14 protein-coding genes and 1 rRNA gene are annotated in these 15,945 nt (G+C 42.6%); 3 read left to right on the top strand and 12 right to left on the bottom strand.

Features of this window, described 5'->3' with window-relative positions; all coding sequences use genetic code 11:
- Window positions 1-275: 275 nt before the first annotated feature.
- Both DV872_RS10835 and DV872_RS10830 read right to left on the bottom strand, forming a co-directional pair.
- Entirely contained in the window at window positions 276-1,883 is a 1,608-nt protein-coding gene (locus DV872_RS10835) for a glycoside hydrolase family 57 protein (protein ID WP_114629951.1), read from the bottom strand.
- Entirely contained in the window at window positions 1,876-2,625 is a 750-nt protein-coding gene (locus DV872_RS10830) for a DUF4912 domain-containing protein (RefSeq protein WP_114629950.1), read from the bottom strand. The genes DV872_RS10835 and DV872_RS10830 overlap by 8 nt, the downstream gene beginning before the upstream one ends.
- A 161-nt stretch (window positions 2,626-2,786) precedes the next feature.
- Between DV872_RS10830 and DV872_RS10825 the strand changes: the two genes are divergently transcribed.
- Window positions 2,787-5,090, top strand: a complete 2,304-nt coding sequence (locus DV872_RS10825; protein WP_114629949.1) for a DUF3536 domain-containing protein — start codon at window positions 2,787-2,789, stop codon at window positions 5,088-5,090.
- Here DV872_RS10825 and DV872_RS10820 read toward each other — a convergent pair.
- The 3 genes from DV872_RS10820 to DV872_RS10810 are packed head-to-tail and all read right to left on the bottom strand — an operon-like array spanning window position 5,087 to window position 7,844.
- Window positions 5,087-5,941: a bifunctional 2-polyprenyl-6-hydroxyphenol methylase/3-demethylubiquinol 3-O-methyltransferase UbiG gene (locus DV872_RS10820; protein WP_114629948.1), complete on the bottom strand. Its 855-nt coding sequence runs from the start codon at window positions 5,939-5,941 to the stop codon at window positions 5,087-5,089. The genes DV872_RS10825 and DV872_RS10820 overlap by 4 nt on opposite strands.
- On the bottom strand, window positions 5,938-6,789 hold the full coding sequence (locus DV872_RS10815) for a hypothetical protein (RefSeq protein ID WP_114629947.1): 852 nt from the start codon (window positions 6,787-6,789) through the stop codon (window positions 5,938-5,940). Before DV872_RS10815 ends, DV872_RS10820 begins: the two co-directional genes overlap by 4 nt.
- Window positions 6,789-7,844 (bottom strand): hypothetical protein, encoded by a 1,056-nt coding sequence (locus DV872_RS10810; protein ID WP_114629946.1) that lies wholly within the window; start codon window positions 7,842-7,844, stop codon window positions 6,789-6,791. Before DV872_RS10810 ends, DV872_RS10815 begins: the two co-directional genes overlap by 1 nt.
- A 97-nt stretch (window positions 7,845-7,941) precedes the next feature.
- On the opposite strand from DV872_RS10810, the gene cdd reads away from it, so the two are divergent.
- Complete coding sequence (gene cdd, locus DV872_RS10805) at window positions 7,942-8,340, top strand: cytidine deaminase (protein ID WP_114629945.1); 399 nt, start codon at window positions 7,942-7,944, stop codon at window positions 8,338-8,340.
- On the opposite strand, the gene DV872_RS10800 is transcribed toward cdd, so the two are convergent.
- From DV872_RS10800 to DV872_RS10775, 6 genes are all read right to left on the bottom strand, one after another.
- Complete coding sequence (locus DV872_RS10800; protein WP_114629944.1) at window positions 8,341-9,165, bottom strand: hypothetical protein; 825 nt, start codon at window positions 9,163-9,165, stop codon at window positions 8,341-8,343. It lies immediately after the preceding gene.
- Between the two features lie 11 nt (window positions 9,166-9,176).
- A complete protein-coding gene (gene recN, locus DV872_RS10795; protein WP_114629943.1) occupies window positions 9,177-10,859 on the bottom strand; it encodes a DNA repair protein RecN in 1,683 nt (560 codons plus the stop codon).
- A complete protein-coding gene (locus DV872_RS10790; RefSeq protein WP_158546921.1) occupies window positions 10,852-11,619 on the bottom strand; it encodes an NAD(+)/NADH kinase in 768 nt (255 codons plus the stop codon). The genes recN and DV872_RS10790 overlap by 8 nt, the downstream gene beginning before the upstream one ends.
- 117 nt (window positions 11,620-11,736) lie before the next feature.
- Complete coding sequence (locus DV872_RS10785) at window positions 11,737-12,762, bottom strand: DegT/DnrJ/EryC1/StrS family aminotransferase (protein ID WP_114629941.1); 1,026 nt, start codon at window positions 12,760-12,762, stop codon at window positions 11,737-11,739.
- A gap of 2 nt (window positions 12,763-12,764) precedes the next feature.
- Window positions 12,765-13,238, bottom strand: coding sequence for a chemotaxis protein CheW (locus tag DV872_RS10780; protein ID WP_114629940.1), 474 nt, complete (start codon window positions 13,236-13,238; stop codon window positions 12,765-12,767).
- 42 nt (window positions 13,239-13,280) lie between these two features.
- Window positions 13,281-13,883 carry a hypothetical protein gene (locus DV872_RS10775; RefSeq protein WP_114629939.1) on the bottom strand — a complete coding sequence of 201 codons (603 nt, stop codon included), beginning with the start codon at window positions 13,881-13,883 and terminating at the stop codon, window positions 13,281-13,283.
- A 212-nt stretch (window positions 13,884-14,095) separates the two neighbouring features.
- Here DV872_RS10775 and DV872_RS10770 point away from each other — a divergent pair, with 212 nt between their 5' ends.
- Window positions 14,096-15,682: a sulfatase gene (locus DV872_RS10770; RefSeq protein WP_158546920.1), complete on the top strand. Its 1,587-nt coding sequence runs from the start codon at window positions 14,096-14,098 to the stop codon at window positions 15,680-15,682.
- A gap of 143 nt (window positions 15,683-15,825) precedes the next feature.
- On the opposite strand, the gene rrf is transcribed toward DV872_RS10770, so the two are convergent.
- A 5S ribosomal RNA gene (gene rrf / locus DV872_RS10765) occupies window positions 15,826-15,934 on the bottom strand.
- Between the last annotated feature and the right edge of the window lie 11 nt (window positions 15,935-15,945).

The raw sequence follows: 15,945 nt of genomic DNA, 5'->3' as shown, positions 1-15,945 counted from the left end.
CCTACTTATCTCCACTTTTTTCCACATAATCCCATAATAGGCACGTAAATTTGGATTGTCAACAGAGATTAAGAAAGTGAATTCCCTAATTATCAAATAGACAGAAAAATACTACACGTATGTTTAGTCAATATACAAAAAAAGACCCCGAAACAATATTCGGGGTAAAAAACGCTGATTTACGCTTCAAGTTTAGTAATCGGTAGATTCTTTTTAAAACATGGGTTACAGAACATTAATAAATCTGCAGCCAGATCCCTCTCAGGACGGCTTTATCAATAATCCTTACGGAAGACCCTGTAATCCAGGAATGGAAAAATATTATCTTTTTTCTCCAGTTTGGTAAGCCATTCTGTCTTAATTGTATTACGGGACAGGGAATCATAAATATAATTGAAATTATGAATATGAGTCTTAATTCGTTTTCTGGCATAGGGTACTGTGGTACCTGCCTTCATGATAAAAGGCCAGTCTGAAGCCTGAGACAGGAGAACCTCACGGGCTGCCTGATTCAGAGTTCTTTCCTTAAGTCCCTTTTCATCGGGAAAACGCTCAACCAGCTCCTGCATTCTTTCGATCAGCTTATGAGTATGTCTATAGATCCAGTCATTGGCACCATCCAGCCATACCTGGCCGTACCCCTTATCTCCCCAGCTTGAGAAAGCAGGTTTTGTCACCTGATTCTGAGGATATACCTTCAGATAGTCTGAGGGAGTCACCAGAGCTATTTCATCAGACTTCTCATGAACCTTGCGAATCAGAGCCTCAAGAAAAAGAGGCCCTTCAAACCACCAGTGGCCGAAAAGTTCAGCATCATAGGGACAGGGAATAATCGGAGTCCGGTCCATATACTGTCCCAGAGTCTCACACTGCTTGATTCTGTTATCAAGAAACAGAGCTGCATGCTCTTTCGCCTTGGCGGCGGCGGCTGCAGGATTATAGATCAGCTTGTTATCGCTTTTATCTGTAATAGCAAAATACTTCAGACCTGTATTTACACGGTTCACACCGCAGTTGATATAAGGACCAATATAATCCAGAGGTCTGTCAAAACCGAGGTCTCTATAGAAATCTCGATACACAGGATCTCCCGGATAACCGTCTGTAGCCGACCAGACCGCTCTGGAGGAGGCTCTGTCCCTTGCAAAGGCATGAACACCATTGGGACAGCTGACAGGTGAATAGAGTCCGTTAACCGGTCTGTCCTCAGAATAGAGAAGACCATGAGCCGAAGACATGAAGTATTCAATACCGAAGGGTTTCAGATATTCCTCGACACCGGGAAAGTAACCGCACTCGGGAAGCCAGATCCCTTTGGGCTGACTTGAAAAAACTCTGTCATGGGATTCAACCCCTGTCAGTATCTGAGCACGGATCATTTCCGGAAGATTCTGATAATGGGGCAGAAAACTGTGGGTTGCGCAGGTTGTTATAATCTCAAGATAACCATGCTCCTGAAAGTATTTGAATTTCTTCAGAATATTGCGTTCGTAAACGTCCTCATACTCTCGAAGAGTCAGAGAATAAAGTTCATGATACATCTGAGCCATCTTATGCTCTTCAGGATTGGAGGCTGTAAAATCAAGCTCCTTCTCTGCAAGCTCCAGAAGCATTGCCAGATGATCCACATAACGCTGCTGCAGCAGATCATCCTGAAGCATATGAGTCAATGTAGGTGAAAGAGATATTGTCACTCGGGCGGGAATACCATCTTCTTCAAGACGGGAAAACATCCGCAGAAGAGGAAGATAGGTCTCCGACAGGGCTTCAAACAGCCAGGCTTCCTCAAGAAAGCGTTCATGCTCAGGATGCCTTACAAAAGGCAGGTGAGCATGGAGTACCAGGGAAATCATCCCCTTTTTATTCTTAAGCTGTTCAATCATTAAGTTGTTCCTCATCCAGCAGATCATGAATAGGAATAATCCTCTGAGGGATCTCCTGATATCCTGAAACACCATGAGTTTCACCGAATTCTGCTGTAAAACCTGAAAGGCGGATCAATTCATCACTGTGGGAATTCCGATTGTCGTGGGAAGCTGTAACATATTCTCTGGTAGTCTCAATAATATTGGAGCGGATAATAAGATAATCCTTCTCCTCAACCAGAGCACGAATCTCCACACAGTACCATGTGTCTTCACTGGGAAGATTTACATAGCGGCGAAAATCGCTGAATTTAATGGGAATATCAAAATAATCCAGAATATTATCTTTTCCGTATTGTTTCGAGTTTAACTCAACCACACGCAGAACAAGACCCTGGAAACCCGGAGTATTCCGTATCTCATCGGCTTTCTTGTCTTCCAGATCCCAGAAGCAGAAAACCCATGAGGGATCTCTCAAAAGAAGTGTGGCGCTAGTTTCATTATAGCGTAGAGGCAGTTCCAGGTCGTCATCCTGACCCAGATCAAGTTCCTCGTCCTGAGAAATGGAGAATTTTCTTGCTTCCATCTGTATAGCCAGATTATTCAGCTCTTCTCTTTCGTTTCTGTCCTCTTCAAAGGCATCAAGCAGGAGACCGATTAAAGTTGATTTATCAACTCCCGGTGTAACCTGTATGTTACCGCGATCAGAAATTTCAAGAAGCTGTTCGTATGAAAAAGAATAAAGACGCTCTTCAGTCATTTACAACCAATCCGTTTTAATGATTGTTTATCGTAAGAAAAATGAAAGGATCATGTCAAGGGGCATGATAAGTAGAAACACCCCTCTGAACTTTCACATCTCAAGGATAAATCCAGTTAAAACTGTTTACAAGAAAGCGTCTTTCCAGTCAATATGTAAGAATGAGGAATTTGATATTTCATGGACATTTCTACCAACCTCCCAGAGAAAACCCATGGACAGGGATAATTGGAGATCAATCGGAAGCCTCACCATTCGGAAACTGGAATGAAAAAATATGCCGTGAAGCCTATGAGGCAAATGCCTACTCACCTCTTTTAGATAAAAACAGCCTTATAGAGAGCTTCTACAACAACTACAGCCATATTTCCTTCAATATGGGCCCCACACTGCTTGACTGGCTGAAGAGCCATTCCGAGCATGTTTATTGCAAAATAATTGAAGCCGACCGTATCAGTGAAGAGGCCCTGGGACAGGGAAATGCACTGGCTCAGGTCTACAACCACATCATACTTCCTCTGGCCTCTGAAAAAGATAAAAAAACACAGATTTACTGGGGCCTTGAAAACTTCCGCAGACATTTCGGCAGAGACTCTGAAGGAATATGGCTGTCGGAAGCTGCCATTAACATGAGCACTGCAGAGGAACTTGTCCGTTCAGGGGTAAAATATACGATATTATCTCCCCATCAGGCAGAAAAAATCCGTTTTGAGAACAACAATCTTGAAGAATCCGCGCAATACGAATCACTCCTATGGCAGAAACCATGGACTCTGAGCACCTATGAAGGACCTCTTACCGTCTTTTTCTATCACCCCGGACTCTCTTCTGATATATCATTCAATCATCTACTGAGGGACGCTGACTACCTTTTCAACAGAGTATGCCGTGAGCTGGATGAGAATAATGCAGAAACCCTGTCAGTAGCAACCGACGGTGAAATATACGGACATCATGAAACTTTGGGCAATATGGGGCTTAGCGCCTTCCTTAATAAGGTTGAAAACTCAGAAGACATCCGGATGGTCAATTATTCATGGCTCTGCAGCAACACAGAAGCCGCTGGAGAGATTTCCCTGAAAGAAGGTGAAGAGGCTCGAGGCAGCTCATGGAGCTGCTCTCACGGAGTCTCACGATGGTACAAGGACTGCGGATGCTCCACAGGAGGACAGGAAGACTGGAACCAGAATTGGAGAGCTCATCTGAGAACCTCTTTAAACAGTCTGGATGAATCGATTGATAGAATTTTTGAACAGGGTATGGCACGCTTGAGCAGAACTGATCCATGGACTGTGAGAAATGATTATATACATGTTCTTACTTCAAATGAAGAACCCGATACCTTTTATAAAAAATATTCAGGAAGAAAAACATCTACAGCTGATAGAAATCATTTTTTCAGACTTCTTGAAGGCCAGAAATATAAGATGCTCATGTACACATCCTGCGGCTGGTTTTTTGCTGACATATCCGGTGTGGAACCCCTGCAGAATCTGATGTATGCAGCCCGCCTGATGGAGCTCTATGCACCCTTTTACTCCTCAAGTCCGGAAAATACCCTTCTGGAGCATCTGGCAGAGGCCCGGAGTAATATCCCGGAGAAGGGAAATGCCGCAGTTCTCTACACTGGAGAAAAAATAATTCGCAAAAAAGATCTTTTTATAACTGCTTTATCCATGATAGTCAGAAACAGCTATGGGATGGCTGTACAGGACGATGGTTTTCTAAAGGGAAAAATCCTGAAAAATCCAGAAAATGTCCTTGAAATCACTAACCCTCTTACAGCAGAAAAATGGACTATTCCCTTCAGAATTGAGGGAGAAGAGCGTCTATTCTCAGGCATCACCCTCTATCCGGGAGAACAGGAACAGAAATACAGCGCTGAAAACCTGAGAAGCAGTGACAAACTTGCTCTCATGAAAGAGCTGTGTCTCCTTGAACTGGAGAGCAAGATGACCATAAGCCGTAAATACAGTGGTATTATCAGCCAGATGGATCAATGGCTCAGGCTCAGACTGCCTGAATCAGAAGATCTGGTAAAATCAGTTGAGGCTCTTCTCCATTATGCCCTGAGAGAGGTAACTTTTCTGATGGCAAGCGGCAACAGTGAAGCCTGGAACTGCTTTCTGGATCTGATCAATAGAAACAGGATATGGAATATATCTCTGCCGGAGGATCTGAACCACTGGCTCAGTTCGGTTCTGGAAGAAGAGCTGCTGAATAAAAGAGAAATAAGGAAAGAGCTTAAAGAGGACCGAGAAGGACTTCTTAAAAAACTTATCATCATACTTTCAGTTCAGAAAGAAAAGAGACAGAGGGGTATCAGCTTCTCCCTTTCCGGAAGAATATATGAAGTTTTTGCAGCAAACAGAACAGGTCTGGCAATTCTTGAATCTGCTGAGGATGAGACGGTATCCGAACTCAAATCACTGCTGAATCTCTCTGACAGTATTCATTTTACTTAATCCGGAAGCTTCTGAAGAACCATCATCATCACATCACCCCAGCCTAATATCTTGACAAGCTTATCTACGGGTTTCTTGATAAATGCCGGTGCATAACCAGCTCCCAGACCGCCCCAGGTCCTGATTTTCTTAACGGCAAAACCGTTATCTTCAGCCAGGCGCCGGAGAGTTTTTTTAGAAAAAAGGCAGAGATGATCTGCAATTGCAGACCGCCATTTAGACTGAAAAAGCCGTGCCTGAAATCCATCACTGTTAGGTGTGGCACAAAGATAGTACCCCCCGGGTTCAAGAACTCTGTGAATCTCCTGTAAAAACTGATCGGGTCTGTTAATATGCTCGATAACATGAGAACTGTGAACAAAATAAAAGCTCTCATCCTCAAATTCAGCCTCATCAAGAGTTCCTGTAAAGATATCGATCTCATAATGAAGGTTGCCGAATGCGGCCGCCTCCCGGCAGACCTCGACTCCCCTGGCCTTCCATCCTCTTTTATTCAGATAGTCTCCCAGGCGGCCGGTAGCACAGCCGATATCAAGAAAAGTCTTTCTCTCTTTTTCAAGACTGTTCCATCTGAAAAATCCAATATCCTTCAGACCCAGAAGCATAAGCTCAAGAAATCCGGCCTCATTCTGGCTCTCATATGAAAAATATTCATTATCATAGCGCTGAATAATATCCTCAACTTGAGGCTGTGGGTTCTGCAGAATAAGAGAACAGCGGCTGCAGCGCTGCCACCGGGTATGATCGCTCTGCCAATGAGGCCTGAACTGATCTTCTCCGCAGCAGGGACATTCTATAAAAGTACTGTTTTCTGAAGAATCAGGTGTTTTGGAAAATGTTTTAAAACTCATCTGAAGACCTGGAGCTGAAAGGACCTGGAACCTTCGTTTCCGTGTATATCCGTTACAGAGATCTCAAGGAGTGCCTGACCTGAAGTGAGTATGATCTCTCCCAGACTGAGATAGGAGGGCATAGAAAAAACAGAGTCCAGTGTTTTACCGTCCTTAAAAACCCGCTGGGCGTCCTTAAGGACAAGTGCATCCAGTTCACGCTCAAGAAGCAGAGAACCCAGATTATAGAGAGCATAACTGTATGGCATCTGTATCACAGCTCTGTTTGTCATATCTACAGCTTTAACAAATACCTCATAATTTCCCACAGGCATAGATCTGTCTTTCATTCCGCCCATCAGTTCAAAAGATCTATCTCCATCCATAAGAATCACAGATTTTATAAGTGGGATGACCGAATCATCAGGAACAGGAAGGAGGATCATAGGATTAACCAGCTGATTCAGATGAGCATCTCTTATGTAGAAATAACAGGTAGAGAATTCATTATCCTCAGAAGGAGCCTTCAGATATTCACCGGCAGAGAGCCTGTTACGATCCTGCCTTGCCTCGGAAGGACTTATTCCTGAATAGATGGATTGAAAACCGTTTTCATGCTCCAGAACCAGCATAGAGTCCCCTTCTCCCGGAAGGGCCCCATAGGCTTCGGGGACATACCTGAAGATTGTCTCTCCATAGTCATAGGGCCGCATTGAATCATAGCCTTCAAATACCAGACCTGACTGTACTGTCCCAGATCTTTCTTCAAGAAATGAACTGGTCATATACTCAATGTCCACAGGCCACTGCAGAGCATAGGCGGCATAGGAGAGAACGAATAAAACTGTGATCAGAATCTTATGCTTCATCACATCTCCTGTCTGTTTAACATCATAATATTATCATTCATGCTGAATATCAGATCGGCAGCATTGATTTGAAATGAAGCTGGAAAATACTCGGTTTTATTCTCAAATAAAACTGTACCTTCTGGAGAAAAGCTCTTTAAAGTATACAGGATATCCCCTCCTGAACCTTTACTTCGGCTCAAAACATAGATCAAACTGCCCTCTTTATCATGAGTCATGGTTATAAAAGAATCCTCTACAGGAATCAGCAGAGGAGGACTGTCATCTGTATACTGAAGAAGTCCATCTTCCTGTTCAACCCAGAGATAGACGGCGTCATCAGAGTAATACATCTTCACTGGTCTTCTATATTGACTATCCAGTGTTACCTGACTCAGCAGCTGAGGATTCTCACCCAGAGTATATGTTCTCAAATACTGATTCCTCAGGCCTGAAATAATGGCCATACGGCTGGAGTCTTCAGAAACTGCCACCCCATAAACAACATGATCCCCTTCAGCAGGATAAACAGGATACTCCGTAATATCTCCTGTTTCTGCTATGAGACTCACTGTTCCGTCAAGAGAACCTACTGCAGTAAAATCATCGTTCCATGCAAGGGAAGTAATAGGCGCCAGCCCCTTCCAGGACCAGAGAATACTGCCTGTCTTATCAAATTCTTCAATAAAGGCTGAGCCGTAATCTACAGAGAAATAGCGTTCTCCCAGTACCAGAGGAGAACTGTCAGTTATAGCAATGGCATAGGAGTAGGCTCCGAACTCCTTCAGATACAAAGTATCACCTTCCTTATAGAAAGCATGAGTTGAAGAGATAGAACCTTTGAAATCCGGTTCCGACAGAAAATTATTTCCGGATTCAGATCCCAACACAGCCTTATACTTTCCCTGATTAATAACAACTACTTCATCCAAAGGAGTATCTGAAGGATTTAATCCCTCAAAGGGTTCACAATAGGCTGCTGTCCAAACCATTTCTGTACCGCCTTCCCATGGAAACATAAAATAATACAGAGTAAAAAAGATAATGATCAGTGGAAGGAAAAACGTTTTATTCATGTGCCTTCTTTGAATGCTTGATTAGAAAAATATATTATACTATGAATAAAGTCTGGTCAAACTGACCGCTAAAAAACGCAATAAGGATTATATGCCCATGAACATGGAAGAACTGATGGAAAAAGCCAGAGCCGCAGCAGAATTCTCATACTCTCCCTATTCCAAATTCAGAGTCGGTGCAGCCCTCCTCTGCAAAAACGGAGAAGTAATTACCGGTACCAATATAGAGAACAGATCATTCGGCCTGACAGTATGTGCAGAAAGAAATGCCCTGGGAACTGCTCTTGGAAAGGGTATCACTGAGTTTGAGGCTCTGGCTGTATCCTGTCCTGATGCAGATTATGCTGTATCACCCTGCGGAGCCTGCCGCCAGGTTATAAGTGAGTTTACAACGGATGATTTCCCTATCTCTTTTCAGGGGGATAAAGGTGAAGTGGTTAACAGAACGATGTCTGAACTCTTCCCGGATAATGCATTGAATGAGTTGAAAGACTGATTATTTAGAAAGGCGTTTGATGCGGGCTGCATTTTCAGTCTGCTTGGCGTCACTTTCCATTTTCTGCTTCCAAATATCAATTTTCTTCTTGAGCTCTTCAATTTCTCGTTTCTGATTAGTCAGTGTAAAAAAACGTTTGAGTGCCGACAGATAATTGATGGCTGCTTTAAAATCATCCATTCTGTTTGTGGAGAGCTCATATTTCATCCTGTAGCTGTCAGCAGCACCCTGCAGGAGTCTGCATGTAAGACGAAAATGCTCCACCCGCTCTCTGAAACCTTCAGATCTTGGATCCATTCCAGGGACGAATTTCTTCAGATCAATGACATTCTTACAGAGAGTAGCCAGACGCCCTTCCATCTCAATAATTGACCACTTCCATTTTGAATTTTCCCCAAAGCCGTCTTTAACCATCTGAATGGAAAAACCAAGCTTTCTTATAAGTTTATAGCGGCTTTCTTCCGGATAGTCCTGAACCTTATCGATCCTGTCTGAATACTCAGAATAAGCTACATCAAGATAATCTGAAAAAACATCTTCAAGATAGATAATTATCTTATAGCTGACCTTACGTGCATCATTGAGGAAATTTTCATTTTTAATTCCAAGTAGATCGAGGGAAAGCTGATTCATCAGCAGATAATTAGACAGCATCAGCAGATTTTCTTCCGCCAGCTGTATCTTCTGAAAAGATGCATCATCACTTGAGGCGTTGATAATAGCCTGAATTTTCTTTTCCTGGGCCAGGATATTGTCTATTCCTGTTTTATATTCTCGTATTTTTTCAAAATAACGGGTTCGAGCTTCTTCACTGACTTTAGCCATTCAACACACCTTCAAACTGATGCACTTCTGAGCAATTCTTCTGCATGGCTGATAGAGGCATTCCCCTCACTGTCACCAGACAACATTCTTGCTATCTCAGAAACCTTCTGACCATTCTCCAGGGCGAATAAATCCGTCAGAGTCCGGTTTTCACGTTCAGTTTTCTGAACTTTTATATGATTATCGGCATAAACCGCTATCGACGCAAGGTGAGTTATACATAATATCTGGTGAAAACCCGCCAGTTTCTTCATATGCCTGCCAATGGAGGAACCGACCTCTCCGCCTATTCCTGCGTCAATTTCATCAAAAACAAGTATAGGAATCTGGTCCGTACCGGCTAATGCCGATTTAATACCAAGCATCACTCTGGAGAGTTCACCACCCGAAGCAACATCTTTCAAAGGCTTCAAAGGTTCTCCTTTATTTGCAGTAAACAGGAATTCCACCCTGTCCAGACCGTTCAGACCGCAGAGAGCCTGTCCCTGCTCTCCTGTCTTCTGCGTGATACCCACTGAGAAGACAGATGAGGGCATACCCAGAGATTTGATAACAAGCTCAACAGACTTCTCAAGAACACTTCCTGCTCTTTTCCTCTCTTCCGAGAGAGTACGGGCTTTACCTATCAGCTCTTCTTCAAGAGCATCACGCTCCTTGTTGAGTTCCCCAAGACGATCAGTACTGTTATCAAGCTGATCCAGTTTGACCCTGCACTCTTCCAGATGACTCTGTACTTCAGTAACACCGGGACCATACTTACGACAAATCTTTTTTATTATGGCAAGGCGATCTTCAAGAGTCTCCTTTTCCCCGGGAGAAAAGCTCAATTCATCATTCAGTGATGCAATAGAATCAGTAATATCCTCAAGTTCATAAAAAGCATTGGAGAAACGATCTTTCAATTCTCTGCTGCCAGGATCCATATCGCTGAGTTTTTCCAGCAGATCCAGCCCTCTTCTGAGAGATGCCAGTGAGCCTCCCCTGTTTTCGGGAAGCAGAGACAATAGTGAATCTACGGTTCCATAGAGCTGTTCCGACTGCTCCATACGACTGAGAGAATTACGGATTTCATCCTCTTCACCATCCTTCAGAGCAGCGTCTTCTATCTCTTCTATAGAATGGTTCAGCAGCTCGGTCTCTTTTTCTATATCATTCAGGGCCTCTTTCAGGGCTCCGATTTCTTCAGTTTTATCTTTAAGACTGTTGAAGAGTGCCTGCACAGCACGGTTATCATCCTCAAGTTTTCCGCTTTTATCCAGAAAACGGCGGTGCTGGTCAATATAAAAGAGAGACTGGTGATCATGCTGACCATGAATATCCACAAGTAGCTTTCCAAGTTCACTCAACTCTGCAAGCGTAAAGGGTCTGGACTGAATATAGACGCCACCCCGGCCGCTGGTTCTGATCTTCCTTCTTAAAATAAGGCTGTCTTCAGAGGCATCCAGATCATGGTCTTTAAGCCATTCTTTTACATCAGGACTCTCCACAGTGAATACCGCGGTAACTTCGGCTTCATCACAGCCTGTTCTTACAGCCGAATTATCAGCTTTGGAGCCCAGAACAAGACCCAGGGCACCTATAAGAACCGATTTACCTGCTCCGGTTTCACCTGTCAGAATATTAAGTCCTTTTTGGAACTGGACAGTAGTCTCGTCAATAAGTGCAAAGTTTCTGATATGAAGCTCTTCAATCACGAGGTCCTCCTTTCCAGTCCAGTTTCTTTCGAACTACTTCATAAAAATTCATTTTTTTAAAACTCAGGATATCAGCACTGTAGTGATGTTTCTTTGTAATAACCTCATCTCCCGGCAGCAGAGGAATAACATCCTGACCATCAAGAGTAAGCACAAGACTGGTTCGCTGCTGTCTGTTTACAAAAACAGTTACTTCCTCATCAGCAGGAATCACCAGAGGCCTGTTTGACAATGTGAAAGGGTTGATGGGGTTTACTATCACTGCAGATAGCTCCGGATGAATAATAGGCCCACCGGCAGCCATGGAATAGGCTGTTGATCCCGTGGCTGTAGCCAGGATGATTCCATCAGCCCTGTATTCAATGACTTCCTGGTTGGAGATACTCACCTTGAGATTAACAATTTTAGCCATACCCGTAGATGTAATGACACAGTCATTGAGACAACAATGATACCCCAATATTTCTCCATCCCTTTTCAGGGCGGTATTGAGCATTATTCTGTGACTGATCCCCATCTTACCCATTTGAAACAGATCAAAAGCCAGAAGCCATTCATCCGGATTGACTTCTGCCAGAAAACCGAAAGTTCCCAGATTCACAGCAAGAATGGGCATGTCCATCCCGGCACATAGACGAGCACTGTATAAAACCGTACCATCCCCGCCCAGAACGATGGCAAGATCAGCTTTAACAGCAGAAAAATCACCGGGACTGCCTTCAAAACAGTGTTCGGAAATTATAATATCATGCTTATTCATATAAGCAATGATCTCCTCCCTCAGTCCGGAAGCTCTGTTTTTTGATAAATTTGTTATTATAAGGACACTTTTTACGGAAGCCATATAGTTCCTTTTACTTATTCAGTCTCAAAACCATCAGGGCAATGTAGCCAGGATTCTTGAAATAGTCTCACTGTTGGTTTTCCCTAAAGAAGGATACAGAGGAAAGAGGATACAGTTTAGAATAAGGGTCTCGGCGACAGGACATACAATCATATCACCCAGTTCCTCTTCCAGACAGCAGCCACGGAATGCCAATGTTGTTTCCACATTCTTTTTCTGTGCATACTTCTGTATTTCCTGTCTGTTTCCTTTCACAAGCACAGGAAAAGAAGCATGGATAATTTTCTCATCACTGTTATTAACAAGAGTTCCATGCTTTCCCTTACGAAGTGCTGATAAGAATAACTGATGTAATTCATCCCGTAATTCAAAGTTTTTGTCAAATTCTTTCATCATGCTGAAACCAAGAGCCGCATTCATGTCTGAAAGCAGGACCGTATCATCCAGAAGTTCTATCTCTAAGGTTACTGCATCACTGAGTTCCTTATTCCTGGCCATTAAAGATGAGCCGCCACCGGTAGTTAAAAGATCCTGAGGCTCCATTCTCATTAAGACAAGATCCCCAGTGGATCCTGCAGGTATATCTGAAACAGAAGAACCGTAGTTCTGAGTGATGTCCTCAATAAGTACCACTCCCGGATTCTCCCACTCTGAAAAATCCCAGTGATAACCAAATACACCCATAATGACAATGGCAGCGGTATTCTCATTGCTCTTATCCAGAAAATCATCAAGATCCGGAACCGCAGTTGTTACATTTACATCCACAAAAACAGGCTTCAGATCCAGTTTTTTTATAACATGGAGATATGTGTCAGGCACCAGAGGAGAGAGTACAACTTCTTTTCCAGCTTCAAGATTCAGGGCCTTAAAACAGATTTCAACCGCCCGTTCATACTCACGAAGTAAAAAGGCGGACTTGGTTCCGCAATACTGATTAAGGAGTTCCTGCAGCTGCTCTGAATACATCCCGGGACCTATATGATCCGAGACCATACAGCTGAGAACTGAGTCCATTTCTTTTCTTCTTATGGAGGGTCTGAATACAGGAATAGACATGATTATCGGTTTACGAGGCTTATCTGCTGTAATTCAGCGGGATCAAAAAGACGCCTGATATCCAGAATAATAAGATATCCATCATCCTGATGTATAACACCCTGAATATACTCGGTACCTATACCGGTAATCATCTGAGGTGGAGGCTGAATTTTCCCCTTATCAATTGAAACGACTCTAAGCACCTTGTCGATTATAATACCGAGCTGCATACCATCCAGATTGATGATAATAAAACCGCTGAGAAGAGCATCATCTTCGGAAAGTTCAGCTTTTTGCAGGTGGAATCTCTTATGGAGATTAATGATAGGTATTATATCGCCCCTGAGATTAAAGATACCCTCAACGTATGCCGGGGCATTAGGTATATCACGGACTTCCTGAATGCTGTATATCTCTTTAACATCCATAATATTGATACCATAGTTTTCAACACCAAGTTGAAAAGTGACCATCTGTAAAGTTGTATCTGCCATTAAAATCTCCCCTCCTCATTATGTTCTATTCTCATTTGAAAATCAATGACTTAAATCATTCAAAATATTATCGATATACTGATAAAGCTTACGGCAGCCAATGCGAAGATTTTCTTTAAAATCAGTTCTCATCTCTGCATCAGCATTATCAGTGATTACTCTCCAACTAAAGTGTCGAACCATGCGAAGCTCCGCAAAACGACACAAACTGTAACTCTCCATACTGCAGACATCTGCCTTTTTTCCCAATTCCACTCTCATATGTCTATTCTCAATTCCAGTGGAGACCTCTATAAGACTTGCTGTTCTGATTTGATCATTTTCACCAGGATCATCAAAATATACATCCCGTTTACCATCCCTGCAGACTCTTGAGATTCTGATGATTTCTCCAATATCATATTCATTTGAAAGAGAGGCACAACTGCCACTATCAATAATAATATCTGCCACTCCGTATTGCTTATCATAATATGTCAAGGCAGTTTCAAGTTCAAAGCCACACTGTAGAATATCTAATTGAAATCTCTTTTTTATTATCCTTGCAAATCGATAAACTGAATCTGTATCAGTTTCTACTGCCGAGAAGACCTCTCTTGCACAGTGATATTCCTTCAGCATAGGAGTTATAATTAAAATTCTCATATTACAGCTCCTTAATTTAATACATTATACACTCTGTCATATGAAGAAAAAGAATTGATTATTTTTTTTTATATCTTATTTCGCAACACACTGTAGAAGTAGATATATTCTCCACTTGGTTATTCTCATTAATACAATAGCCTGATTATTCTATTTGTCATATTCGTTATTCGCATGTAAAATGGCTCATATAAATGAATAAGGAGATTTTTTTGAAGATTAAATCTGTTTTACGTATTTTTGTCCCACTTTCAATTGTTGCAATTTTGTTTCTAATTATTTCTTTCAGCACAAGGAAAGATGAGCTAAACAGGCGGGTATCAAAAAAACTATTCCAAATTGGAATGGACCCGAAAATTAAAACCGAACAGGTGATAACACCTGATGAGATGCCATCCCTACCCAACATAATTATCATTTTGGTAGATGATCTGGGGTATGGAGATATTGGAAGCTACGGTAGTACGGCAATACAAACACCATATCTGGATCGAATGGCAGAAGAAGGTATGCAATTTACAGACTTTTATTGCAGTAGTCCCCTCTGCTCTCCATCAAGAGCTGGATTGTTAACTGGTCGCTACCCCTTAAGAAGTGGTTTAACATTCCCTCTTCAACCTGGTAAAGATACGTTCACAAGAAAACTTGTCAAAGAGGCAGCTTATGCTATGGGTGTTCTTGGTGTTGTTGATATGAAGAATGCAAAAAATCTAGTCAAAGGTCTTCCTCAATCGGAAATAACAATTGCCGAAGCACTCAAGATTCAAGGTTATACTACAGCTGCAATCGGAAAATGGCATCTCGGAGACTTTGTAGTAGACATGGAACATCATCCATATAATCATGGATTCGACTCATTTGTCGGATTCAATGCTTCCAATGACGACTGGCCAGCCTCATTTTGGGTAGAAGATAAGCAAATAGTAGAAGATATTGCCCTTAATCAGGGTGAATATACAGAACGTTTTACCGACGAAGCTATAAAATTTATAAATAACTCAGGTGATAAGCCTTTTTTTATCTACCTCGCTCATAAGGATCCGCATCAACCATGCATACCATCAGAAAAGTTTGCAGGACTCTCTGATGCAGGAGCTCATGGTGACACTATAATGGAATTGGATTGGAACACGGGTAGGATATTTGAGCAATTAAAGGACCTGGGAATAGACGATGAAACCCTGGTGATTTTCACAAGTGACAACGGTCCCTGGTTTGACGGCAGTTCAGGTGGACTAAGAGGACGAAAGGGAGAAACCTTTGCAGGCGGATTTAGAGTACCGATGATAGTTCGTTGGCCTGGTACCGTACCTGCCGGAACAGTTAACAGAAATCCTTCCAGCAATCTGGATATATTCCCCACCTTAATGGAGTTGACAGGACTCACACTTCCTTCGGACCGGATTATTGATGGCCGTGACCTCAGTGATGAGTTCAAAGGCGCGACTACTGCCGATCCCAAGGCAATATACTTTTTTCATTACAACGAAGTTGAGGCGGTCCGTGTTGATAATTGGAAATATATCCGTAGTACAAATACCCGATCATGGCCCATACCCATGGATAAAAAAAACTCTCTGTTTGGTAAACTTGCAGGTGGAGCGGATTACAAACCCGAGGGTAGCAATGAATCAGTACCCACACTGGCTAAATGGCCCATGCTTTATAATATGGATACTGATCCCGAAGAGAACTACAATTTAAGCGACAGAAAACCAAAGATTCAGAAAAATCTTAATGAGCAGATAGAAAATTTTGAAGCTGATTTCTTTAAGAATCCAAGAGGATGGATAGACTAGTACAAGCAATAGAATTACAGCTTCTGTAACTGAAAATAGCATCCGTTACAGAGGCTGGCGTCTACAGTCCCCTCACATCCAAGTAGGTACGGCCTACTTCATGCGCAAAAAAAAGCCCCAGTCCGAAGACTGGGGCTTAATTAAACTGGCGACGACCTACTCTCCCACCTTGGCAGTACCATCGGCGCGATTGAGCTTGACTTCCGTGTTCGGGATGGGAACGGGTATAACCTCAATGCTAAAATCACCAGATTGCAGGGATA

It is taken from the genome of Oceanispirochaeta sp. M1, assembly GCF_003346715.1.
Classification (GTDB): domain Bacteria; phylum Spirochaetota; class Spirochaetia; order DSM-2461; family DSM-2461; genus Oceanispirochaeta.
Note: the sequence above shows the minus strand (reverse complement) of the source record. Positions and strands in the feature narration are given on the sequence as shown.